Here is a 23,236-nt window from a genome sequence, read left to right on the forward strand (position 1 = left end):
GGGCTTTTTTAGATTTCATTAAATTTTAATTAATTTCATGTAGAAGTATTCAAAAGTGTAGTCATATTTGCAGGGAGGTTTCAAATTTTTTGATAGCTTCTTCTGTTGTTTTTTGTGTAATGTGTGTAGATGTCCATCGCAGTTTTTCTATCTGTGTGACCTAAATGATTAGGAGCTTTAATACTAGCTCCTGCTTCAAACAGTGGTAAACAATGTGTATGACACAAAACGTGTATTGTAAGTTCTTTTAAATATTTTTATATTCTTCAATCCTTTTTATGGTTAATGCTTTATGAGGTGTATAATATGTATATTATAATAAATTAAAATACGTTATAATTATTATAAAATTAAAATTATTTAGGGTGGTTGTAAATTGAGTAGAGCCGTAGAAGTTAGAAGTGTATTAACTTGTAAAATTAATGATACTAATTTACATTCGTATTTTATAGATTTTGACATTAATGATGATGGGAATCTTGAGCAAATGCTTAAAGAATTTGTAACACTTTTAACTGAAGAGGTACCTAGTTTTGCTTTAGGATATCATCAAGGAGTGATGGTTGCACAAGAGAATATATTACGTGTATTGATAGAGGCTGCAAATTCGATTTATAAAATTGATGCATATGAAAAGGCGGCAACAACATATTTAAATAATGAATGTTGGAGTGATGACCTACAGGATAAATATTTAAAAAGAGGTGAATTTGGAGAATTAATACTTCATTTTATCTTAAAATATTTTTTTAATACATTACCTCTCGTTGCAAAGATTTATTTTAAAGATTCATATGGACATGCTGTACATGGATTTGACTCAGTTCATATCGATCCTACAGAAAATACTTTATGGCTAGGCGAATCTAAAATATATACTGATGGTGGACGAGGAATAGATGCTTTAGTCGAAGACTTATTTGAGCATTTTAATAGTGACTATTTTGAAAGCGAATTTACTATTATATCTAAAAGAATAAAAGATACAAAGCAAAATTTAGTTGATGCAGGAACAGATCCCGAACATTGGGTTAATCTATTAAACAAATATACTAGATTAGCAGAGAAATTAAATAACATAATAGTACCTATGTTTTGTGCATATGAAACTAAAGTTTTTTCTAAGTATGGTGACCCTACAGAGTTTGAAAGTGAATATATAAAAGAAATATCTAAATTAAATAAACGATTTATGAAAAAAAAAGGGAGTCACCCGTGGAATGCCCATTTGAATATTGTAGTTATTTTAGTTCCTTTGGAAAGCAAGAAAAAATTAATTGCTGCATTGCATCGTAAATTAAAAAATCTGCAAATGTTGGGAGATTGATTTAAGTGGATTGGAATCAAGTAGATATATCTAATATAGAAAGTTTAAATTTTGAGGAAAGTTTTTCTTTGGCGAAATATATATCGCAAAAAGATGTAGTCACAGAAGAAATCGCTAATAATATTATTATAAAAGTATTAGATATATGGGAGAATGTTGACGATTCGACAAAAGATTTATGGGTAGATTTAATAGAAAGTGCAGGTTTTTATCCATACCTACTTAGAATAATTGAAGCCAATAATCAGCTAGATACTACATCTGAAATCCGCTCAGCATACCATTCTTCTAAAAAATTAGAGAATATTACTTTTCACAAAGAACAAAAAATTTTAGCGAATTTAATTGCAGAAGAAAAGAATTTAATAGTAAGCGCTCCAACCAGTTTTGGAAAGAGTTTATTGATACAAGAAATCATATCTTTGAATAAGTATAAAAATATACTGATAATACAGCCTACGCTAGCTTTAATTAATGAAACTAGGGTAAGCTTAAGAAAGTTTAGTAATAATTATAATATTATTGTAAACACTTCTCAGGAAATGGAGTCTAAAAATATTTTTATATTAACTGCGGAGAGGGTTTTAGAGTATGAAGGTCTTCCGGAGATAGATTATTGTATTTTAGACGAATTTTATAAATTGAGTTCCTTTAGAGATGATGAAAGATCGGATGTATTAAATATTGCCTTAAGAAAAGTTTTGAAATCTGATCCTATTTTTTACTTTATAGGTCCTAATATTGATAATATACCTGAAGGATTTAAAGAAAGGTATAATGCAATATTTTTTAAAACTCAATATTCATTGGTTAATACTGAAATTGTTAAAGTAGATTTAGAATATCAAACTACAGGAGTACGAAGGCAAGCAAAAGAAAAAGAACAAAAGTTGTTTGAATTATTGTATACGCAGCGGCATGAGCAATCTATTGTATATGTTTCTTCACCGCAAAGAGCATATAATTTAGCCGTGAAATATTATGATTATCTAAATGAAAATGGACTTGTGAAAGAAGAGCAATGTTTGCCCGTAAGTGAATGGATTCAAGAAAACTTAAGTGAGGATTGGGGGTTTAATAACCTTATAAAGAATTATATTGGTGTTCATTCGGGAATTATACCGAAACATTTAGTACATTCTATGATTGAATATTTTAATGAAGGAAAGCTGGATGTGTTATTTTGTACTTCTACGATTATAGAGGGAGTAAATACTTCTGCCAAAAATGTATTTATTTTTGATAATAAAAAAGGACCTAATCTACTGGACTTCTTTGATTTTTCGAACATTAAGGGTAGAGCGGGAAGAATGTTAAAACATTACACTGGGAAGGTATACATATTTAATAGTGTTCCTCAAAGAGAAGATATTAATTTAGATATACCTTATCATGATCAAAAATATATTAATGATGAAATATTAGTTAATTTAGACAGGGATGAAGTCCATACATCACATTTAGAAAGATATGATGAATTACATGACTACAACGAAGAACTGTTAAAAGTTATTAAAAAGAATGCAGTTTCAGTAGCGGGACAAAAAGAAATCATTAAACAACTAAGACAAAAGTTAAAAAGTAATCCAGAGTTAATTGTGTGGGATAAATTTCCTAATAAATATCAACTTAATTTTTTAATTTCTTTGTCTTGGAATTATCTTCTAAAGCCAACTGAGACAACAAGGCCAATGACTATAAATAAGTTGCCTGTAACCATTAGAAAGCACATTTCAAACAGTTTATACGTCTTAATTATGGAAGAGCAAAAATATCTAAAACAACAAAATCCAAAATGGACAGAAAAAAGAGTTATTGATACTGCGATTGAAAATGTTTTTCGAGAAAAACGTCATTGGATTTCATATAAAGTTCCAAAATGGTTAAATGTAGTTAATTTACTACAAAAGGTGCTTTGTAAGAACGAAGGATTAGCTACAAGTGGGGATTATTCCTTTTTTGCTTCATACTTAGAAAATGAAGGTGTGGAAGAAAGGTTTTCATTATTAATTGATATGGGTATTCCTTCATCGGTAATTAATAAAATAGATCATCTTATTCCTGATGATTTAAAGGGGCAAGAATTAATTTATTTTATTAAGAATTTGAAGAGAGATGATGTATCTTCTTTAATGGCATATGAAATTGATAAAATCGGACAGCTGTAATCTTATTTCCATCTTGATAATGTATTACTGCATTTATCTTGTCTCTTGAAGTAAGTTTATTCATAAAAAAACTATACCCCTAATTCTTAGACACAGTCAAAGAATTAGGGGTATAGTTCATTAGTTAAACTGCTTTTCCATTATAATAGAAGAAAAACAAAACGGAGGAAACACACATGCCCCCCTACAACAAACTAATCCGAAACAAAATCCCACAAATAATAAAAACCAACGGAAAAACACCCACAACAAGAATCCTACCCGAAGACGAATACATAAAAGAACTCTGCAAAAAAACACAAGAAGAACTAACCGGATATCTAGAAGCAAACACAAATGAACATAAACTATAAGAACTATCCGACCTACTAAAACTAATAAACCCCCTAGCCAAACATGAAGGCACAACACTAGAAGAAATTAACAACATTCGTAAAAAGAAAGCAAAAGAACGAGGCGGCTTTTCAAATCGAGTCTTCCTAATCGAAGTAACCGATAACTAGCCCCTCCTAAGCCCCTTACAAGCCCCTTACAAGTAATAAATCACTAAGAAAAAACATAACAAAACAAAAACACCAACAAACACCGTAGTAGTAGTCAAAAAAATTTTTGAAATAACACGACAAAAACCTGGCCCTCCTTCCTATATATAGTACAAAGAGGGATTTTTCATTTTTGAATGGAGACAGGAGGAATTAGGATGGCGGTGTATCGTAATGTGCAGGTGAATTTTTGGCAGGATGATTTTGTTTTGGATTTGACGCCGGAGGAGCGGTATTTTTATATTTATTTGTTAACTTGTTCGAAGACGACGCAATGTGGGATTTTTCCTTTTCCGAAGCGGTTAGCTGAGATGGAGACGGGTTATAACCGGGAGACTGTTGATAAGCTCTTGCAGCGCTTCATTGATTATGGAAAGATCCTTTATGATGCGGACACGCGGGAGTTATTCATTTTAAATTGGCTTCGTTATAATCCTGTGACGAATACAAATGTGGAGAAGTGTGTGCTCCGTGAGCTGAAGGGTGTGAAGAATAAGGAGTTTGTACATATGTTTTTGCAGAAGTGCGTAGAGGAGGAGCTGAATGTTCCGATGCTTTTAGCACATTTCGGTATGCCTAGTGATATGACTATGGATGATGTTGATCCAGTTTGCGAGGAGGCAGAGAAAGAAGAGGATATAGAGGAAGAAACGGGAAGTAAGGTGTTCACGTTTTATGAACAACATTTTGGTAGTTTGTCTCCGTATACGGTAGAGGAATTGAATGCGTGGATGAATGATTTGTCAGAGGAGCTTGTGCTGAAGGCCCTTCAAATTTCGTATGAGAATAAAAACCGGAAGATGGCTTATGTGAAGGGGATTTTGCGGGGGTGGCACGGGAAAGGATTTACGAAAGTGTCTGAGGTTGAGGCGGATACGGAAAGGTTTCGAAAGAAGGAGTCGTCTGTTAGTAGCGGAGAGACGGAGAATTTTTTGGCAAGGTGTGAGGAGTGGGAGAAGAATACGCCGTCAGAGGAAGAGTTGCAGCGCTTTTTAGCGGAACGCGGGTGGCGGCCATGAGTATTCAAAATGTAGAGGCGGAAAAGACGGTGCTAGGTTCTCTATTACTTGATGGAGAGCTTATGAAGGAGTGCCGTTTGACGGAGTACTATTTTTCTATGCCTGTGCACAAGTCTATATTTCAGTTAATGCGAAAAATGGAAGAGGAGGGGCAACCGATTGATCTTGTGACGTTCATTTCTAGAGTAGATCCGAATTTTTTGAAGGGGATCGGGGGAATGGAGTATTTTATAGGATTAATGGATGGTGTGCCTGCGACTAGTAACTTTTCTTATTATGAGGGGCTTGTTCGGGGTGCCTGGAAAATGTATCAGGCGGGTGTTCTCGGGCACAAGATGGGAGAGCGTCTTATTGCGGAGAAGAATGAGAAAGTTATTGGTGAGACGATTACGGCACTTTGTGAGTTAGAGGAAAAGGACTGCGTATGTGAGTTTGATTTGAAGGATGCGTTAGTTGGTTTGTATGAAGAGCTTCATCAAGATACGAAAGAGAATACTGGTATTGAGACTGGTTATATATCGCTAAATAAAATGACGTGCGGATTGCAGGAAGGTGATTTTATTGTCCTTGGTGCGCGCCCTTCTATGGGAAAGACTGCGTTTGCGTTAAATGTTGGACTGCATGCGGCGAAGTCTGGAGCGGCGGTTGGATTGTTTTCGTTAGAGATGAGTAGTAAGCAATTGTTAAAAAGAATGGCTTCTTGCGTAGGTGAAGTGTCAGGTGGTAGGCTGAAAAATCCGAAGCACCGTTTTGCGATGGAAGACTGGGAAAAGGTGAGTAAGGCGTTTGCGGAAATTGGGGAATTACCACTTGAGATTTATGATCATGCAGGCGTTACGGTGCAAGATATTTGGATGCAAACTCGTAAGTTAAAGCGGAAGTATGATGATAAGAAGCTTTTAGTCATTGTAGATTATTTGCAGCTTATTACGGGAGATCCGAAGCATAAGGGCAATCGATTTCAGGAGATTAGCGAAATTTCACGTAAGCTCAAGTTGTTAGCGCGTGATTTAAATGTTTGTGTAGTAGCGTTGTCGCAATTATCTCGTTCTGTAGAGTCGCGTCAAGATAAGCGCCCTCTTTTATCTGACCTAAGAGAGACAGGACAAATTGAGCAAGATGCGGATGTTATTATGCTTATGTATCGTGAAGATTATTACGATAAGGAAACGATGCAGAAAGAGATGACGGAGATTCATGTGGCGAAGCATCGGAATGGACCTGTGGGGAGTTTTAAATTGAGATTTATGAAGGAGTTTGGGCGGTTTGTGGAGAGGGTGAATTAGTGGGAGGGAGAAGCTTGTGTTTTGAAGAACGGAGTAGAAGCGGCTTCAATTATGATAAGCTAGAACATTGTTAACGCGTATCCCTATCCCGTTTAAAGCAGGGAGAACCATCGCTAAAAATAGATTAGGTTATTACAAGGTAAAGGGAGTCCATTCTACTGGATTCCCTTTATTATTTCTTCTTTAATATCAACATGAATGTTTAACAAATCGTATTACTTAAAAATCTTTCGCAAAATATTAATTTTGTTCCTATACGGTGGAAATAAAAACCCTAAATCTATCCTTGAGCTTTTCTTTAAAATGCTTTTACGATGTGTAAAAGCATCAAAACTATGTTTCCCATGATAGGAGCCAAATCCTGCAGTTCCTACTCCGCCAAAAGGTAGGTGGAGATTAGCCATATGTGACATTGTATCGTTGACGCATCCTCCTCCAAAAGAAATTCGTCCTAATACCTGCTTTTCAACATTTTTGTTTTCAGTAAACACATACAAAGCTAACGGTTTGGGATGGGTGTTAATCGTATGAATGACTTCATCTAAATCATTGTAATCCATAATTGGTAAAATTGGTCCGAAAATTTCTTCTTGCATAGCTGCATCATCCCATGATTTTACTTCAAGAAGTGTTGGTTCAATATATAAATGGCTTCTAGATGAATTTCCACCAAATACTATATAATTTTTGTCTTGCTCTAATATAGAAAGAAGTCTATCGAATTGCCTCTCATTAACAATTCGACCATAATCATTGCTTTTTAATACATCTGATCCATAAAAGTTTGTAATGATTTCTTTCATTTTCGAAATCAGTTTTACTTTGATAGATTTGTGTGCAATAACATAATCAGGTGCAATACAGGATTGGCCAGCATTTATGAATTTTCCCCAGATAATGCGCTTGGCTGCTATATCGAGGTTAGCGGTTTCATCGACAATAGCGGGGCCTTTTCCACCAAGTTCTAATGTTACTGGTACAAGATTTTTCGCCGCAGCCTCCATGACAATTTTTCCAACTTGAACGCTACCAGTAAAAAAGATGTGGTCAAAAGGTGCATGAATCAATAAAGAAGTTATTTCACTGCCTCCTTCAATTACACGAATGTATTGCTTATCAAACGTTTCACTTATTATTTTGTTCATTACAGCTGAAACATTTGGTGCATTTTCTGAAGGCTTGAGAACTACACAATTTCCTGCTGCAATTGCCCCAATGAGAGGTTCAATTAATGATTGAAATGGATAATTAAAAGGACCGATAATTAGCACGGTACCATATGGCTCTTTTATTATGTAGCTTTTGGATGGTGCAAAATGAATAGGGGTTTTTACTTTTTGAGGTTTCATCCACTGTTTTAGATATTTCATTATAAAATTGATACTGTTAAATGCGAAACCAACTTCTGCAGCGTATGCTTCAAACTCGCTTTTGTGTAAATCTTGATATAATGCGCTCAGCACTTGACTTTCATATTTTTGAATAGAATTTTTTAGCTTTTCTAACTGTTTAAGCCGAAATTGAAGACTTCTTGTATGATCATGATTGAAAAATTGTCTATGTTCTTGAATAAGTTGTTGTATATCATCAACCATTAGGAAATCCCTCCAATAGTAAGAAAATATTCACATACCATGTCCATCAATTGTATAAAGCATTTCATCCACATATCCTATTTACTAATGCATCCGTTTGTTGATAAAAGTTACTGTTAAACTAAGGGTGATAATCTTTGAAAATTTCTCCTGTAGATCTGACGTTTTTTTGTTTACGTAAGTGGGATGTATTGGACTATAAATTATTATTAATTATCAGTTTTTGATGAATTAGAATTGTTTTCTAAAAAAATAGGGGAGCATTATTTTTAATCAAACTTTATTCTAAACTAATATCAACAACAGGAAATAAAATTCCTGTCGCTGAATAAAAGGCATAGCACAGTGTGCTTCAGTCACCTGAATATTCTTCTGAGGGACAGATATTCACTTAGAAGTACACTTAGATTAAGAGAATAATACAAACGAATCTTCTTAATGTGGATGTGTAGTTATTTATTTTGGTAAAATATTTATTCCATATTTTTCTTGTAATTTACCTTTAGCAAACTCTTAAAATCCATCTCAGCAATCAACACACTTACTAATATAAGCGTCGCTCCTAAGTATCCTTTTCCGGTAAGTGTTTCACCTGTGAAAACGAAAGCAAAGCCTGCTGAAAAAACAGGTTCTAATGAAAAGATAAGGCCTGTATGTGTAGGCGTCGTGTATTGCTGGGCGATCACTTGCACGATGAATGCGACTGCGGTACAAAATATGCTTAAGGCTAAGATAATTAACCATGAGTTGGTTGTGCTAGGCAGTTTTGGCGTTTCTATAATGAATGAAAATATAAGACTAAATAGACCGACGAAACCGAGTTGTATGACTCCAAGTGCAATGGAGTTCACATGTTTCGTTACGCTTCCGGTAATGATGACGTGAATGGCATAAAATAAGGCTGACAGTATGCAAAATATATCGCCGTTACCGATTTTGAATTCGCTCGTTAATGTTAATAAGCCGATTCCTATTATCGTTAAAATGATTCCTACTATAACTTTCTTTTCTGGAATGTGTTTTAAAAATATAGCTGATAATATCGGAATGAAAATGACTGTGAGACATAGTAAGAAACCAGCATTAGAAACACTCGTATACTTTGTGCCGAAAGTAGCGAAAATGTAAACGATAAATAAGACAGAAGCGAGTATAAATGCATATTTTACCGTTTTAAAATTGATTTTGAATACATGTTTGTAAAATATTAAACCTGATAAAAGAAAGGCAATAATAAATCGTAATGCGATTAAATTGTATTCTTCTATGCCTTCGAGTCCAACTTTTGTAAGTAAGATAGATGCACCCCAAAAGAATGTAACTAGTAGTAGCCCTAAATCTGCTTTTAATTGTAGTTTCATTTCTATTCCCTCGTTATGTATAAATTTTATAATTCCATACCCCTATCCCCATTTTATATTTTAATATTAATTCTGAATATTTAAAACATAAATTTATCGACGGTTTTTTCTTTTCCGCATAATTGGGAAGTAATAGTATGTATAAAGAAAGCCCAGTTTAGAAGGGCTTTCTTTATATGTAAAATTTCATTTGTTTTGTTTACATAATATCTTTACAATCATTTGATAGAATAAAGTTAACTGCATATTGTGATGGTGGGTGGTTATCCCTTCTTTCTATTTGGAAGGAAAGGAGGTGATAATATGGAGTTTTTGTTTGAACTTGTAAGAGAGTTTGTCAAAGCGACTGTGCGCGAAGTTTCAGCGCATTTTTTGCGGAAGCAACTTCTGGATAAGGACAACAAAAAACCCACTCCGCGCCGTAGGAAGCAGAAGGGTGGGTTTCGTAAAAAGAAATAACGTATAATAACCACCACCCTATACGGTAGCAGTTAGAGAAGAGATGTTAGCGCATCTCTTCTTTTATTATATGCCATTTTATTTGATGTCACACTTATATAGTATTCTACCGAAAATATATCATATTCCTATTTTGTGGTCAATTTGATTACAAAATAGGAAATTTGTAATACTATTCCTTTTCAAACTGAAAAATATCCCGATTAATGAGTTGGTGGAAATGTTGATCCATTTCTGCTGCAGAAACTTTTCTTTCATTTTGAAACCACCACGAACTTAATGCGGTGATTACTCCTGAATAAAATTCCGTTATTAAATCGTGTGGCATCGTATGATTTTTGCAAAGGCGATTTAGTGCTTCTGTTTCTTGTTTTCTTGTTTCGTGGCTTAAATAGTGCATGCGGCTAGTGAATTGTTCATCAGACATTTGTATCTCTAATATTTTACCGATTTCTTCATGATGTAGAAATTGTTCCATTACTTGAAATGGTTTACTTAATCGATCTGAAACCGGTATTTCAGCAATCATCTTGCTGTATCGTTTAAATCCAAATGCTAATAAAGCATCTTTATCTTCGAAGTGTTTATAAAAGGTTGTTCGGTGTACCATAGCGCGGTCACATATTTGGTTAATCGTGATCGTACTATATTTCTGTTTTGATTGCGTCATTAATTCAAATAAGGAATCCCACAGTAATTTATGTGTACGTCTAATACGTAAATCAAGCTGTTTTTCATTATCGTTCATCTACAATTCTCCTTTTCTGTAGATTAAGTATACAATGGCTGAAAATTGATTCTCCCTTTTTAATCTACATATGTATATTATATTACATGTGTTCCGGTATATTTAAAGCTTTTTAAGTAAGAAAGAGGAGGAGAATTTGCAAATGGATATGACAACTAAGAGCCCTGTAAGTGGCAAAGTTGATACTTCTAATATGAAACATACCCCGATTTTAATTGCATTACTTTTAGGGGCAATGGTTGCGTTATTAAACGAAACGTTACTTGGTAATGCGTTAACTGTATTAATGAAAGAATTTGGCGTAACAGCTTCAACAATCCAATGGCTTTCTACAGCATACATGCTAGTGGTTGGTGTTTTAGTACCGATTACAGCGCTACTTCAGCAATGGCTCACAACGAGACAAATGTTTTTGATTGCTATGGTAACGTTTTTAGTAGGTACATTAATTGCGGGATTCGCACCGACATTTTCCGTTTTATTAGTTGGCCGTATCGTCCAAGCTGTAGCGACGGGATTAATTACACCGTTATTAATGAATACGATTTTACTCATTTGTCCCCCTGAAAAACGTGGTGCGACAATGGGGTTAATCGCACTCGTTATGATGTCAGCTCCAGCAATTGGTCCTACATTATCTGGAGTAATTGTGGATTCATTAAATTGGCGCTGGTTATTCTATATTGTTATTCCTATCGTGATCATTTCAATTATGATTGGAATGAAGTACATTCAAAATGTTTCAGAGTTAACAAGGCCAAAAGTGGATTATCCATCTATCCTTTTATCGACATTAGGATTTGGCGGGCTTGTGTATAGCTTTAGTGCATCGGGTGATTTAGGATGGTCCGATGCGAAAGTGTATGGCACTTTAATTGTTGGGCTTATCTCATTATGTATTTTTGTCGTTCGACAATTGAAAATTGAGAATCCAATTTTAGAATTACGAGCATTTAAAGTTCCGATGTTTACATTATCAGTTGGATTAATTGTCATTGTGATGATGTCGCTATTTTCAACGATGACTTTATTACCGATGTTCCTGCAAACAGTTTTACTCGTTACAGCCTTTAAATCAGGAATCATTATGCTTCCAGGAAGTATTATTAGCGCTATAATGGGACCAATCGCAGGTAAACTATTTGATAAATTTAGTCCGAAAGTTATTATCGTTCCTGGTATTGTGTTAGTGGGGATTGCAATGTTCTTATTTAAAGGCATTACTCCTGATACATCAATGGTACAAATTATTGTGATGCATAGCGTATTAATGGTTGGACTCATGTTTGTCATGACAGCACAAACATACGGTTTAAATCAATTAACACCAGATTTATATCCGCACGGAACAGCACTGTTTAGTACGTTACAGCAAGTAGCGGGCGCAATTGGTACGGCTATCTTTATTTCAAAAATGTCTTCAGGAACAACTCAGTATATGGAAAGCTCCGCAAATCCAATGGACCCAGTAGAGAAGTTAAACGGTTTAACGTCAGGGTTCCAAGGTGCATTTGCACTTGGGTTAATCTTTATTATTGTTGCATTTATCGTATCGTTATTCTTAAAAGAAGAGAAAAAGGGAGTAGAAGTAAAGGGGGTTTTACAGAACGAAAATTAAGTTTTATATTTCTTTCGTAATAATAGTTCAAACAGCCGAGGGAAATGTGGTGTATGTATTGTCAGTTTTTTAGTAAGAAGAACTATTGAGAATAACGATGTAAAGCTTTACTAATAACTAAAAGTCCAATAATGAGGGAAAGTGTTCTTATAATAAGTTCGGCAACTAATAAGTCACCCATCGTTTTAGTGACATCATACATAGTCCCTGTAATGAGAATAGGTGCGATCATAATGATAATTCCAATTACTATTTGAAGAAGTAAATTCACGTTTTTACTCAAGATAATCACCTCTAAAAATATTATAATACAAAATATGAAATTTTCTGTATTATACATTTATTATACTGTATCGAATTAAGATTATGGTAATGTTTCTAAAGTAAAAAAAGAGGTGTCACATAGTTATAAGGTGACACCTCTTTGTAGCTAGTAGAAATTAAAGATGCTTCAATAATATAGCGATCTGGGGCATCACCGATGTAGTTAAAGGGGTAACAAGTTGTTAATGTTAGTTTCTCTTTTTTTACAATGACAGTTCGATCTTCTGCATCTGTTATCCAATGGGTGTTAACCTTACATTTCCTCCGTAACATCATACCGCAACAATTGCCCCTGATCATAAAACTTCTCAAAAATAAGGCCCATTACATAGAAGAATACTAAACCGAAGCAAATGTGAATAAGTGTGAACGTAGCTCCAAATGAAGAAAATTCATATACGATAATTGGTAATTTTGCAGTTGTCCAAACGCCTAAGAAAAATACGATGTATTTAATGCTCGCTCCTTTTTTCAAAAGTAATGCGGCGATTGGAAAGGCGACGTAGAGGGGGCCAGCTGCAATTCCGCCTAATAATAGAGAGAATAAGATACCATATATGCCCGATTTTTCGCCCATATATTTCATTAACGTTTCTTTCTTCACCCATTGATCAAGTAATCCTACAAATAGTAGGACAGGAGGAAGGAGAAACAGCATATCTAAAATGCTATTCCCTGTTAGTTGTAATGCCGCCTTGCCTAAAGATTGATTTATAAAAGTTAATACAAAGAGCCCCAGTAGTAAAATGAAAAAGAAGCGATATCTTTTTAATTCGTTCATACCATCACCACCCAAATGATATAGGAGAATAGGAGAGACATGAGCAGAGCAGATGCATTACGTGCGTAAGCGAAGCTTCGCCCAAATATCTTTTGTTCCATCGGCATAGTTGTAAGCCCTACTGACATGAGTGTAGACATAAGTGCCGCAACTTGAGGAAGACCTGCACCATGTTGAACTAATGTATTTCCAAGAGGGAATACGACAAAGCTTGGGATGAGTGCCACAGAACCGAGGATTGCAGAATAAATAATACCTAACAATCCAGACTGCTCTCCAATGATGGAAGAGATGAAGGACGGCGTTAATATGGAAAGTGATAAGCCAACGAAAAGCATGATGGAAAGCATGGCAGGTAGAAGATTTCGAAACATTTTCCATGACTTAAATAGAGCATTTTTCGTTTTATTACGATCTTTCATAAAAGAAATTCCCGTAAGGACAATGGCTAAAGTGTAAAGGATCATACCGTTAATCATGATCGGATTCCTTTAAGTCTTTATATTTGTCTAGGAAAAAGGATAAGTTCTTCATTTTTTCTTCAATATCCATCTGAAAATCTACCAATTGTTCCTTTCCAGCAGGCGTAATTTTGTACATCTTTCTCGGTTTGTCTTGATGAGCTGTACTTACATAAGATTCAATTGCACCTTCGTTTTCTAATTTCTTTAGTGTGCGGTATAGGATGGCACTATCGATTGGATTGACCGGAAGTTCTTCTTCGCACTTTTGCAATAGTTGCCCGCCATAGTGATCCCCCTCGGCTAGAAATAATAAAAGGAATGCCCCTGTGTGTCTTCCTGTATGTTTCATAAATAGACCTCCTAAAATAGATTATGTTACTGTTAATGACAGTATACTGTTGTTAACAGTATATGGTGAATGAAATGCTATGTCAATTTTAAAATGTGCAATTTTTGAGAGGGAACATAACAATAAATATGAAACAAAAAATACAATGGGGGTGCACTTCATTGTGAAAGTAGCCTTTAGTGCTGGGAAATTACTATATGAAGTAATATGTATGTAGAACATAAAAAAAGACACTCTCAAGAGTGCCTCTCCTTAGCAGCCGAATCCGCCGCCCCAACAGCTAGCTCCAACGATGATTAATAAAATAAAGAGTACAACAAGTAGGGCGAATCCGCCGCCGAAACCACAGCCTCCACCACAACTACCGCCATAACCCATATTAACTCCTCCTTCCGTAATGGATTTAATTCACTTTATGTTTTTACGGATAAACTTGAGCAGGTCCTTTTGAAAAATAAAAGTACTTGGGATTTTATCCCGCATTAATGTGCAGTAAAACTCCCACCTCAAAATTTGGCTGGAGCAAAGGAGTTAGGTGGGAGTCGGGCTGATTAAAGTTTCACTTTATAAGAGTTGACAAACTTATTTTTGTCACCGGTATTTCGTCGTTTACATATTGTATTTTATTCTGTGTATTGGGAGAAGGAGGATCTTTATGGCTAATTCTGAGATGATTTTACGTTTACTTACAGATTTAAAGATTGAACAGCAAGCTTTAAGAGAACAGCTGGAGAAAATGCAAACAGCTTTGACTATTCTTGAAGAAAAACCAAATACTCCTGAAGAGAAATCAACTATTATTGAAGAAAAACCAGCTGTTACAAAGCAAAGAGCTTATTCTGGACGCCCAACATCTTTTCGTGATTGGAGAGCATCAACTCAAAAGAATTCATAAAAATATAAGAAAAGAAGACACCCATTAAGGTGTCTTCTTTCCCTTGTACAATCCAAATGCGATTAGAAGGTATATCCATATTGCTTTAAAACTAAGAAGAAAATAACAATTATCGACTCCAGTTTTAGTATAGCATGTAATAATAAATAATTTTATGTAATGTTGCATATATATAGATTAAAGAATGTTTATTCGTATATATTTTAGTTGTCTGTTATTTCTTTTAATTCATTTACTTATATTATTTTTTGAGCGCTCCAGTAATGGGGCCTTTTTTTAGTTATTATTCATGCAGTTCGATTGCTTTACATTGAAAATTTTATGGTAGTTTTATTAAGAAATAGATTCATATCTTTTAGGGCAGAAATGAGAACTACTCAAATGCGGAATGATATACTTGAGTGGTTTTGTGTATGTAATATTATTTATAAAAGTTTACAACAATATAAATATATGACCTTTTACTTTTCTCCTATATCATATATGATATAGTCTGGGACGCCACTGCACTTATGTATATTTAGGAGAACTAGAACGAATAGGAATGATTACACTCAAAGGTTACTATTTAACGAACCTATTGTTTGAATATAAATCTAGTGTGTTGAATATTTGGAATATAGAATGTATAAAACAAGAGAGAAGTTAATTTTACTAATGCATTGTAGTAAGTTTCCGAAAAATCTGTTCTTTAATTTTGGTGGTATCAGATGCATGAAATGAATGTTCTATTTCATAAATCTGGAAGTGAAAAAATCATGTATAGGGGAGGAAGGTATTACTACTAATCTAGTAAAATATACCGTAATAACTATGACAAGAAATCTAGGAAAATACGTAATTACTTTAACAACAGGACTAACTTTATTATCAACTGTGCCATTAACAACTTTAGCAGAAGAAGGTGTTAATCAGCCGAATCAATTGTCAATTGCAGACGGAGAAAAAGACGCACATGTTCATGGTGATATAGAGACCGTTAAAGAAGCTAAGACAGGAAAAGTCACGGAAGCGGAAGCTTTAAAAAATATTGAAAATGCGTTTAAAGATGTAGATGGTAAAGGAGATGGAAGCTCTCGCTCTATGCAACCCAAAATGCGTAGTTCTAACCGTATAGGGTATTCAGCAGCAGACCCATCAGCAACGAAGAAACGTGGAACAATTAGTGGAATTCCGTTTGTAGAGTGGATTATACCAGCTGGTAACACAGATATTCGACCTGCAAACCCAATGAAAGCAAAGTATATTACGATTCATGAAACAGCAAATACGGCACCGGGTGCGAATGCTGAGAGTCATGCAAAGTATTTATACAATCAAGCAACAAGCGGTACTGTTAGAACTGCTTCTTGGCATTTTACTGTAGATGATAAAGAAATTTATCAGCATCTACCAACAAATGAAAATGGCTGGCATGCAGGTGATGGTGGTACAGGTACAGGAAACAGAGAATCAATCGGTATTGAGATAGCGGTTAATCAAGATGGCGACTACAATAAAGCGGTAGAAAACGCGAAAAAATTAGTAGCGCATTTAATGAAACAAGAAGGAATCAGCGCGAGTAATTTAAGACGCCATGAACAATGGAGTGGAAAGAAGTGCCCTGATATTATTATCACAAGGGGGACTTGGAATTCATTTGTAGAAGGCGCTAATGGATATCTGAATGGGGGTACTGGAACGAATCCTCCGTTAGTAGACGAAAAAGAAGATGTAGATGGTAACGAAACAAACCCAGCTGAGCCAAATATTGAGTTAGAAATCACTGGTACAAGCGTGAATGTTCGTAGTGGTGCAGGAGTGAATTATGGAGTTGTCCGCATTGCTAAGAAGGGTGAAAAATACAAAGTGTTATCTATTAAAGATGGCTGGTATGAAATCAAGAAAGGTGAGTGGGTGAAATACGATCCAAGCTGGAGTAAGCTCACTAACAATGCTCAAGATAAAGACCCTAATACAACAAAAGAAGGTTGGGTATTTAAAAATAACAATTGGTATTATACAAACAGTGATGGCAAAATGGCTACCGGTTGGAAAAATGTTGGTGGTGCATGGTATTACTTAAATAGTAGTGGTGCAATGGTAACAGGTTGGCAATCAATAGGTGGTGCATGGTATTACTTAAATAGTAGTGGTGCAATGGTAACGGGTTGGCAATCAATAGGTGGTGCATGGTATTACTTACATAGTGAAGGTGCAATGGTAACGGGTTGGCAATCAATAGGTGGTAAATGGTACTACTTAAATGGTGAAGGTGTAATGTTAACTGGCTGGCAATCAATAGGTGGTAAATGGTACTACTTAAATGGTGAAGGTGCAATGTTAACAGGCTGGCAATCAATAGGTGGTAAATGGTACTACTTAAATGGTGAAGGTGCAATGTTAACAGGTTGGCAATCAATAGGTGGTAAATGGTACTACTTAAACGGTGAAGGTGCAATGTTAACAGGCTGGCAATCAATAGGTGGTAAATGGTACTACTTAAATGGTGAAGGTGCAATGTTAACGGGTTGGCAATCAATTGGTGGTAACAAATACTATTTTGACCAATCGGGTAGTTGGATTGAAGGGAAACTCTAAATAAGTATAGGTCGATAAGGGAACTTGAAAGATAGTCGAGCTCAAGTTTGATATATTTTGTGTATAAAAGAGATAACTTCTATGAAAAAATAATGAATAGAATGTAAATAAAAAAGACACTGTAAAGTGTCTTTTTTATTTAAGTTATGCGCATTGCTTAATAAGACGCTAGTTCCTCAGTCTGACTATGAGTAACTATGTAGGGTGATTTAATTATAACATTTTAACCAGTAATGGGTCTATATGGAATTTTATCGATAATTTTGTTTGATTATTCAGAATGATACATGTGGTAAAATATACATATTACCTATAGTAATTGTAAAATATAATGATGTATATAACTAGCCTTGTAATGAATTTCTATTATATTTAAGATTGAAATATAATAGAAAAGTACAAAGAAGGGGCTGTGGAATATGGGCGCTTGGGGAACTGGGTTATTTGATGATGATACAACTTGTGATGTGAAAGAACAGTTTATTGAGTACTTAGAAGAAGATAATAGTGTAGAAGAAGCAACTAAGCTCGTTTTAGAAGAGTATTTAGATGAGTTTGATATAGATGAAGATTTAGAGGTTATGTCTTTAGTATATATTGGTCTTGCGGCAATACAATTGGAGAAAGGGTGTCTTCAGGATGAGGTTCGCAACAATGCGATTGTATTAATTGAGAGAGGGGCTGATCTTGAACTTTGGGAAGAAGCTGATGCAGAAGATTATGAAGAGAGAAAGAAAGTTTTAAATACATTAAAACAACAGCTGATAAACTATTAGTATATCGAAAAAGGAAAAATACTTTTTGAAATGATTAGTCTTTGTTTTCTCTTGTAAAAAAATGTTCAATAATTTATTATTGCAAACGCTTACTTGTTGTGTATAATAAAAGTAAGTTAATAAGTAAAAGGATTGTTACTGTTCGGCAGGCAAAACCTAAATTGATCTAGAGGCTACGGGTGTAGTGTAGCTTTTGGAATCAGTTTAGGTTTTTTTATTACCTTTTGTGACTTTAAGAAGAAGAAGGCGGAACAATATGAGAATCCATAAAATCTTAAATAACAATGTTGTTTGTACGATGAAGGATAATGAGATAGAAGTTGTACTTATGGGCAGAGGTTTGGGGTTTCAGAAAAAAGTAGGCGATGCGATTGATGAATCTAAGATAGAAAAGACCTTTGTACTAGAAACAAGAGAATTATCAGAGAAACTCGCTAGGTTACTAACTGAAATTCCTGTAGAAAATTTAGAGATTACAGAGAGAATTATTCAGTTTGCTAAGACAGTTTTGCCGGGGACTTTAAGTGATTATATTTATCTTACATTAACGGATCACTTAAGTTTCGCCTTAACTCGGCATAAAGAAGGAATGGATCTGAAAAATACTTTGCTTTGGGAGATTAAGAGATTTTATCAGAAAGAGTTTGAAATTGGTCTACAAGCTTTGAACATAATTGAAGAGGAGACTGGCTTTAGACTTTCTGAAGATGAAGCAGGGTCAATTGCCTTGCATTTCGTGAATGCGCAGCAAGGAGAGCCGGCAATGCAGCAAACGGTGGCGATGACGAAAATCGTCCAAGATATTTTAAATGTTGTAAAGTACCACTATAAGATGAACTTAGATGAAAATTCATTTAATTATAGTCGGTTCGTAACGCATTTACGATACTTTGCCCAGCGTTTAATGCAGAAGGAATTGCATTCGGCAGAGGATGATTTTTTATACGAGCAAGTGAAAAGTAAGTATGAAGAGGCATATTGTTGTACAGAAAAAATTGAAGCATACTTACAAAAAGCACATAATAGTCATCTTTCAAAAGATGAAAAAGTGTATGTAACGTTGCACATTCACCGTGTAACGAAACGCAATGAATTATGTAATTGAATAAACAGGATTGTTACTGTTTGGCAGGCAAAACCTAAATTGACTTGTAATGGAGTGATTCGTATGTATCACGTCGTTACGGTTAGTTTAGGTTTTTTCTTTTACCCACCTCAAAATTCGGCTGAGGCCAAGAAGTTATGTGGGAGTCGGGCTGCCGTAAATGCCCGATTGGTGAAGGCTAGTAATCAGTGGGGGATGAATACCCCCACTGATTACAGTTTCACTTTATAAAAATGATAAATGGAATGATTGTAGGGAGGAGAAATAACTATGAAGTATGAAAAATTAGCAAAGGACATACTGAAACATGTTGGCGGGAGAGAAAATATAAATAGCGTTGTACATTGTATAACTCGCTTACGATTTCAGTTAAAAGATGAGGGGAAAGCAAATACAGAAGTACTGAAAAGTATGGAAGATGTTGTGACTGTTATGAAAAGTGGCGGACAATATCAAGTTGTAATTGGTAACCATGTATCCGACGTATATAAAGCGGTTATTGCTGCTGGAGGGTTTCAAGAAACAGAGGAAGAAAGTGCGAGTGAGAAGAAAAAGAGTAGTCTTATAGATATTCTTTCTAGCATTTTCACTCCCATTTTAGGAGTACTAGCTGCAACTGGGATGATTAAAGGATTTAATGCACTATTTGTAGCGCTAGGCTGGTTAAGTACGCAGTCAGGAACGTATCAAATATTAAATGCAGTTGGCGATTCATTATTTTATTTCTTCCCAATCTTCTTAGGATATACAGCAAGTAAGAAATTTGGAGGATCACCATTCATTGGTATGGCAATTGGGGGAGCGTTAGTGTATCCGGCTCTATCCGGTTTAAAAGCAAGTGAGCCATTATATACGCTATTTGCAGGAACGATGTTTGAATCACCAATTCATATTACGTTTTTAGGAATTCCAGTTATTTTAATGAACTATGCATCATCTGTTATTCCAATTATTCTTGCTACTTATTTTGGAGCGAAAGTAGAAAAGTCTTTAAAGAAAGTCATTCCAGATGTTGTGAAAACATTTGTACTACCATTCTTAACGTTACTAATCGTTGTACCAGTTACATTTCTTGTTATTGGTCCGATTGCGACGTGGGCAGGTCAATTTTTAGGACAGGCTACACTTTGGGTTTATCATTTAAGTCCATTAGTAGCAGGGATAGTACTTGGTGCTTTCTGGCAAGTGCTCGTTATTTTCGGACTTCATTGGGGAATTGTCCCGATTGGCTATAACAATTTAGCAGTGCACGGTATTGATCCTATATTAGCGCTTATATTCGCTACTTCATTTGCTCAAATTGGGGCTGTTCTTGGAGTTTGGATGAAAACGAAAGATCGGAAATTAAAAACACTTAGTATTCCAGCTTTTATTTCGGGTATTTTCGGTGTTACAGAGCCGGCGATTTATGGTGTTACACTTCCTCTTAAAAAACCGTTTATTATGAGTTGTATTGCGGGAGGAATTGGCGGCGGAATACTTGGCGTATTCGGTACGCAAGCTTATATGACAGGTGGACTTGGTATATTTGCGCTGCCAACATTCATTAGTCCGAAAGAAGGGATTACAGCTGGATTTTGGGGCGCGATTATTGCGATAGTTGTCTCTTTAATAGTAGGTTTTGTTCTTACTTATTTATTTGGTTTTACTAAAAAGAAAGATTCTACAGAACCAGCTGAAACAATTGATAAAATTGCTGCATCAAACGATGATGAAGCAATTCTGAGTCCATTTCATGGCGCCGTTATGCCACTTCAAAATATTGACGATGCTGCATTTGCATCAGGTGCGTTAGGTGAAGGGGTTGCGATTGAGCCTTCAGAAGGAAAGTTGTTTTCACCAGTTTCAGGTACGATTTCTGCACTTTTCCCGACGAATCATGCAGTAGGAATTACGGCGGATTCAGGTGCTGAAATTTTAATCCATATTGGAATGGATACTGTGAAATTAAATGGCGAATTTTTCTCCTCTCATATTGAACAAGGAGCGAGAGTAGAAAAAGGGCAATTACTTATTGAGTTTAATATAGCTGAAATTCAAAAGGCGGGTTATGTTGTGACAACACCAGTTGTTGTTACAAATTATAATAAATATAGTATTAAAAAAACTGAAGTAGAAAAGATTCAAGCTGGAGATTCCTTACTAGAGTTAGGAGTTAAATAGTAGTTACATTTCATACAGGTTCACACGAAGAAAGGTATTCTTTAAAACTTACAATGCCTTTCCTCGTTAATTCTTATATAAAGGAGTTTTTCTATATGTCTAAAGTTATTTTTCCTAAAGGATTTTTATGGGGTGGAGCAATCGCAGCCAATCAAGTTGAAGGAGCATATTTAGAAGATGGAAAAGGATTGACGGTAGTTGATCTATTGCCAATTGGTGAAAAACGTTGGGATATTATGAAGGGGAATATTCATTCCTTTACACCGGCAGAAGGGGAGTTTTATCCATCACACGAAGCGATTGATTTTTATCATCGTTATAAAGAAGATATCGCGCTGTTTGCAGAAATGGGATTTAAAGCGCTACGTGTATCTATCGCTTGGACACGTATTTTCCCAAATGGTGAAGATGAAAAGCCGAATGAAGCAGGATTACAGTTTTATGATAATTTATTTGATGAACTGTTAAAGCAGGGCATTGAACCAGTCGTTACGATGGCTCATTTTGATGTTCCTATTCATTTAGTAGAAAAGTATGGAAGCTGGAGAAGTAGAAAACTTGTCACTTTCTTTGAGACGTATGCAAAAACGATTTTTAATAGATATAAAGATAAAGTGAAATATTGGATGACATTTAACGAAATTAATATGCTTTTACATTTACCTTTCATGGGTGCAGGGCTAGCATTTAAAGAAGGTGAGAACAAAAAACAAATTCAGTATCAAGCAGCGCATCACCAACTTGTCGCAAGTGCGTTAGCTGTAAAAGCGTGTCATGAAATGATTCCAGACGCAAAAATCGGTTGTATGCTTGCTGCTGGTGCAACGTATCCATACACATGTAATCCAGACGATGTTTTTCGTGCGATGGAACAAGACCGTGAATCATTCTTCTTCATTGATGTACAAGCAAGAGGACAATATCCTGGATACGCAAAACGCTTCTTTAAAGATAACAATGTAACAATTGAAATGGAAAAAGAAGACGAGGAAATTTTAAAAGAGCATACAGTTGATTATATTGGATTTAGCTACTATTCAAGCCGAGCAACAAGTACAGATCCAGAAGTGTTAAAAAGCATAACGAGCGGGAATGTATTCGGTTCTGTTGAAAATCCATATTTGGAAAAATCAGAGTGGGGATGGACGATTGATCCGAAAGGCTTCCGTATTACAGCGAACCAACTTTACGATCGTTACCAAAAACCTTTATTTGTTGTTGAAAATGGTCTCGGTGCAATCGATCAATTAAATGGTGAAGACGAAGTGAATGATGAATACCGTATTGATTACTTGCAAAAACATATGATCGAAATGTCAGAAGCAATTCAAGATGGAGTAGATATTATCGGGTATACAAGCTGGGGCCCAATTGACCTTGTAAGTGCTTCTACTGGAGAAATGAAAAAACGTTATGGATATATATACGTTGATAAAGATAATGAAGGAAAAGGTTCATTAAAAAGATCGAAGAAAAACAGTTTCAATTGGTATAAAGAAGTAATTGAGACGAATGGTGAGAGTTTGGAGTCTTAAGTATGGAAAGGAGACATCTTAAATGATGTCTTCTTTTTTCATTGTAAATAAAGGATAGAGCTATATTTCCCTTTACACGAACATAACGGTATTATATAGTTAAGTTAAGTGAACTTAACTATATAACGAAACGAAATAACA

The 23,236-nt window shown here is 35.2% G+C and carries 20 protein-coding genes and 2 pseudogenes; 13 read left to right on the top strand and 9 right to left on the bottom strand.

Annotation, left to right across the window (positions count from 1 at the left end):
- Nucleotides 1-376: 376 nt before the first annotated feature.
- The 5 genes and pseudogenes from ACUN26_RS01540 (at nt 377) to dnaB (ending at nt 6,342) form a co-directional block, all read left to right on the top strand.
- Nucleotides 377-1,327: a HamA C-terminal domain-containing protein gene (locus ACUN26_RS01540; RefSeq protein WP_000085613.1), complete on the top strand. Its 951-nt coding sequence runs from the start codon at nt 377-379 to the stop codon at nt 1,325-1,327.
- Between the two features lie 5 nt (nt 1,328-1,332).
- Nucleotides 1,333-3,495: a DEAD/DEAH box helicase gene (locus ACUN26_RS01545; RefSeq protein ID WP_000384032.1), complete on the top strand. Its 2,163-nt coding sequence runs from the start codon at nt 1,333-1,335 to the stop codon at nt 3,493-3,495.
- Nucleotides 3,496-3,671: 176 nt separating this feature from the next.
- Nucleotides 3,672-3,998 (top strand): annotated as a pseudogene (locus ACUN26_RS01550) (nucleoside triphosphate pyrophosphohydrolase).
- A 197-nt stretch (nt 3,999-4,195) separates the two neighbouring features.
- The gene (locus tag ACUN26_RS01555; RefSeq protein WP_000312039.1) at nt 4,196-5,056 is read left to right on the top strand and encodes a DnaD domain-containing protein; all 861 of its coding nucleotides are present in this window, start codon (nt 4,196-4,198) and stop codon (nt 5,054-5,056) included.
- Nucleotides 5,053-6,342: a replicative DNA helicase gene (gene dnaB / locus ACUN26_RS01560; RefSeq protein ID WP_000027366.1), complete on the top strand. Its 1,290-nt coding sequence runs from the start codon at nt 5,053-5,055 to the stop codon at nt 6,340-6,342. Before ACUN26_RS01555 ends, dnaB begins: the two co-directional genes overlap by 4 nt.
- A gap of 215 nt (nt 6,343-6,557) precedes the next feature.
- On the opposite strand, the gene ACUN26_RS01565 is transcribed toward dnaB, so the two are convergent.
- Both ACUN26_RS01565 and ACUN26_RS01570 read right to left on the bottom strand, forming a co-directional pair.
- Complete coding sequence (locus ACUN26_RS01565) at nt 6,558-7,937, bottom strand: aldehyde dehydrogenase (RefSeq protein ID WP_000227310.1); 1,380 nt, start codon at nt 7,935-7,937, stop codon at nt 6,558-6,560.
- Nucleotides 7,938-8,410: 473 nt separating this feature from the next.
- Nucleotides 8,411-9,298, bottom strand: a complete 888-nt coding sequence (locus ACUN26_RS01570; protein WP_000776051.1) for a DMT family transporter — start codon at nt 9,296-9,298, stop codon at nt 8,411-8,413.
- Nucleotides 9,299-9,601: 303 nt separating this feature from the next.
- Here ACUN26_RS01570 and ACUN26_RS01575 point away from each other — a divergent pair, with 303 nt between their 5' ends.
- Nucleotides 9,602-9,757 (top strand): hypothetical protein, encoded by a 156-nt coding sequence (locus ACUN26_RS01575; RefSeq protein ID WP_000394779.1) that lies wholly within the window; start codon nt 9,602-9,604, stop codon nt 9,755-9,757.
- 172 nt (nt 9,758-9,929) lie between these two features.
- Here the strand turns inward: ACUN26_RS01575 and ACUN26_RS01580 are convergent, their stop codons facing one another.
- Complete coding sequence (locus ACUN26_RS01580; protein ID WP_000999303.1) at nt 9,930-10,505, bottom strand: TetR/AcrR family transcriptional regulator; 576 nt, start codon at nt 10,503-10,505, stop codon at nt 9,930-9,932.
- Nucleotides 10,506-10,647: 142 nt separating this feature from the next.
- Here ACUN26_RS01580 and ACUN26_RS01585 point away from each other — a divergent pair, with 142 nt between their 5' ends.
- Complete coding sequence (locus ACUN26_RS01585) at nt 10,648-12,123, top strand: MDR family MFS transporter (RefSeq protein WP_000367678.1); 1,476 nt, start codon at nt 10,648-10,650, stop codon at nt 12,121-12,123.
- 82 nt (nt 12,124-12,205) lie between these two features.
- Here the strand turns inward: ACUN26_RS01585 and ACUN26_RS01590 are convergent, their stop codons facing one another.
- From ACUN26_RS01590 to ACUN26_RS01615, 6 genes and pseudogenes are all read right to left on the bottom strand, one after another.
- A complete protein-coding gene (locus ACUN26_RS01590) occupies nt 12,206-12,406 on the bottom strand; it encodes a hypothetical protein (RefSeq protein ID WP_000042278.1) in 201 nt (66 codons plus the stop codon).
- Nucleotides 12,407-12,501: 95 nt separating this feature from the next.
- Nucleotides 12,502-12,702: pseudogene (locus ACUN26_RS01595) on the bottom strand (sortase domain-containing protein); the annotation flags it as partial.
- The gene (locus ACUN26_RS01600; RefSeq protein ID WP_001004194.1) at nt 12,701-13,228 is read right to left on the bottom strand and encodes a permease; all 528 of its coding nucleotides are present in this window, start codon (nt 13,226-13,228) and stop codon (nt 12,701-12,703) included. The gene ACUN26_RS01600 and the pseudogene ACUN26_RS01595, both read right to left, overlap by 2 nt.
- On the bottom strand, nt 13,225-13,707 hold the full coding sequence (locus ACUN26_RS01605) for a hypothetical protein (RefSeq protein WP_000606980.1): 483 nt from the start codon (nt 13,705-13,707) through the stop codon (nt 13,225-13,227). The genes ACUN26_RS01600 and ACUN26_RS01605 overlap by 4 nt, the downstream gene beginning before the upstream one ends.
- Nucleotides 13,700-14,041: a PadR family transcriptional regulator gene (locus tag ACUN26_RS01610; protein WP_000683179.1), complete on the bottom strand. Its 342-nt coding sequence runs from the start codon at nt 14,039-14,041 to the stop codon at nt 13,700-13,702. Before ACUN26_RS01610 ends, ACUN26_RS01605 begins: the two co-directional genes overlap by 8 nt.
- Nucleotides 14,042-14,293: 252 nt before the next feature.
- Nucleotides 14,294-14,419, bottom strand: coding sequence for a YjcZ family sporulation protein (locus ACUN26_RS01615; protein ID WP_000540377.1), 126 nt, complete (start codon nt 14,417-14,419; stop codon nt 14,294-14,296).
- A gap of 277 nt (nt 14,420-14,696) precedes the next feature.
- Between ACUN26_RS01615 and ACUN26_RS01620 the strand changes: the two genes are divergently transcribed.
- The 6 genes from ACUN26_RS01620 (at nt 14,697) to ACUN26_RS01645 (ending at nt 23,095) form a co-directional block, all read left to right on the top strand.
- On the top strand, nt 14,697-14,936 hold the full coding sequence (locus ACUN26_RS01620) for a hypothetical protein (protein WP_000013684.1): 240 nt from the start codon (nt 14,697-14,699) through the stop codon (nt 14,934-14,936).
- An 813-nt stretch (nt 14,937-15,749) separates the two neighbouring features.
- Nucleotides 15,750-17,516, top strand: a complete 1,767-nt coding sequence (locus ACUN26_RS01625; protein ID WP_002038078.1) for an N-acetylmuramoyl-L-alanine amidase — start codon at nt 15,750-15,752, stop codon at nt 17,514-17,516.
- A gap of 419 nt (nt 17,517-17,935) precedes the next feature.
- Nucleotides 17,936-18,292 (top strand): DUF4259 domain-containing protein, encoded by a 357-nt coding sequence (locus ACUN26_RS01630; protein WP_000501500.1) that lies wholly within the window; start codon nt 17,936-17,938, stop codon nt 18,290-18,292.
- Nucleotides 18,293-18,548: 256 nt separating this feature from the next.
- Nucleotides 18,549-19,397, top strand: a complete 849-nt coding sequence (gene licT, locus ACUN26_RS01635; RefSeq protein WP_001219852.1) for a BglG family transcription antiterminator LicT — start codon at nt 18,549-18,551, stop codon at nt 19,395-19,397.
- 270 nt (nt 19,398-19,667) lie between these two features.
- Nucleotides 19,668-21,560 (top strand): beta-glucoside-specific PTS transporter subunit IIABC, encoded by a 1,893-nt coding sequence (locus tag ACUN26_RS01640; RefSeq protein WP_000873021.1) that lies wholly within the window; start codon nt 19,668-19,670, stop codon nt 21,558-21,560.
- 95 nt (nt 21,561-21,655) lie between these two features.
- The gene (locus ACUN26_RS01645; RefSeq protein WP_000048727.1) at nt 21,656-23,095 is read left to right on the top strand and encodes a 6-phospho-beta-glucosidase; all 1,440 of its coding nucleotides are present in this window, start codon (nt 21,656-21,658) and stop codon (nt 23,093-23,095) included.
- Nucleotides 23,096-23,236 lie beyond the last annotated feature (141 nt).

This window comes from Bacillus sp. WC2503 (assembly GCF_052682895.1).

Bases quoted from the DNA above. Each gene is read 5' to 3' on its own strand.
- ACUN26_RS01555 (WP_000312039.1), top strand. From the start codon at position 4,196: ATGGCGGTGTATCGTAATGTGCAGGTGAATTTTTGGCAGGATGATTTT.
- dnaB (WP_000027366.1), top strand. From the start codon at position 5,053: ATGAGTATTCAAAATGTAGAGGCGGAAAAGACGGTGCTAGGTTCTCTA.
- ACUN26_RS01565 (WP_000227310.1), bottom strand. From the start codon at position 7,937: ATGGTTGATGATATACAACAACTTATTCAAGAACATAGACAATTTTTC.
- ACUN26_RS01570 (WP_000776051.1), bottom strand. From the start codon at position 9,298: ATGAAACTACAATTAAAAGCAGATTTAGGGCTACTACTAGTTACATTC.
- ACUN26_RS01575 (WP_000394779.1), top strand. From the start codon at position 9,602: ATGGAGTTTTTGTTTGAACTTGTAAGAGAGTTTGTCAAAGCGACTGTG.
- ACUN26_RS01580 (WP_000999303.1), bottom strand. From the start codon at position 10,505: ATGAACGATAATGAAAAACAGCTTGATTTACGTATTAGACGTACACAT.
- ACUN26_RS01585 (WP_000367678.1), top strand. From the start codon at position 10,648: ATGGATATGACAACTAAGAGCCCTGTAAGTGGCAAAGTTGATACTTCT.
- ACUN26_RS01600 (WP_001004194.1), bottom strand. From the start codon at position 13,228: ATGAACGAATTAAAAAGATATCGCTTCTTTTTCATTTTACTACTGGGG.
- ACUN26_RS01605 (WP_000606980.1), bottom strand. From the start codon at position 13,707: ATGATTAACGGTATGATCCTTTACACTTTAGCCATTGTCCTTACGGGA.
- ACUN26_RS01610 (WP_000683179.1), bottom strand. From the start codon at position 14,041: ATGAAACATACAGGAAGACACACAGGGGCATTCCTTTTATTATTTCTA.
- ACUN26_RS01615 (WP_000540377.1), bottom strand. From the start codon at position 14,419: ATGGGTTATGGCGGTAGTTGTGGTGGAGGCTGTGGTTTCGGCGGCGGA.
- ACUN26_RS01620 (WP_000013684.1), top strand. From the start codon at position 14,697: ATGGCTAATTCTGAGATGATTTTACGTTTACTTACAGATTTAAAGATT.
- ACUN26_RS01625 (WP_002038078.1), top strand. From the start codon at position 15,750: ATGACAAGAAATCTAGGAAAATACGTAATTACTTTAACAACAGGACTA.
- ACUN26_RS01630 (WP_000501500.1), top strand. From the start codon at position 17,936: ATGGGCGCTTGGGGAACTGGGTTATTTGATGATGATACAACTTGTGAT.
- licT (WP_001219852.1), top strand. From the start codon at position 18,549: ATGAGAATCCATAAAATCTTAAATAACAATGTTGTTTGTACGATGAAG.
- ACUN26_RS01640 (WP_000873021.1), top strand. From the start codon at position 19,668: ATGAAGTATGAAAAATTAGCAAAGGACATACTGAAACATGTTGGCGGG.
- ACUN26_RS01645 (WP_000048727.1), top strand. From the start codon at position 21,656: ATGTCTAAAGTTATTTTTCCTAAAGGATTTTTATGGGGTGGAGCAATC.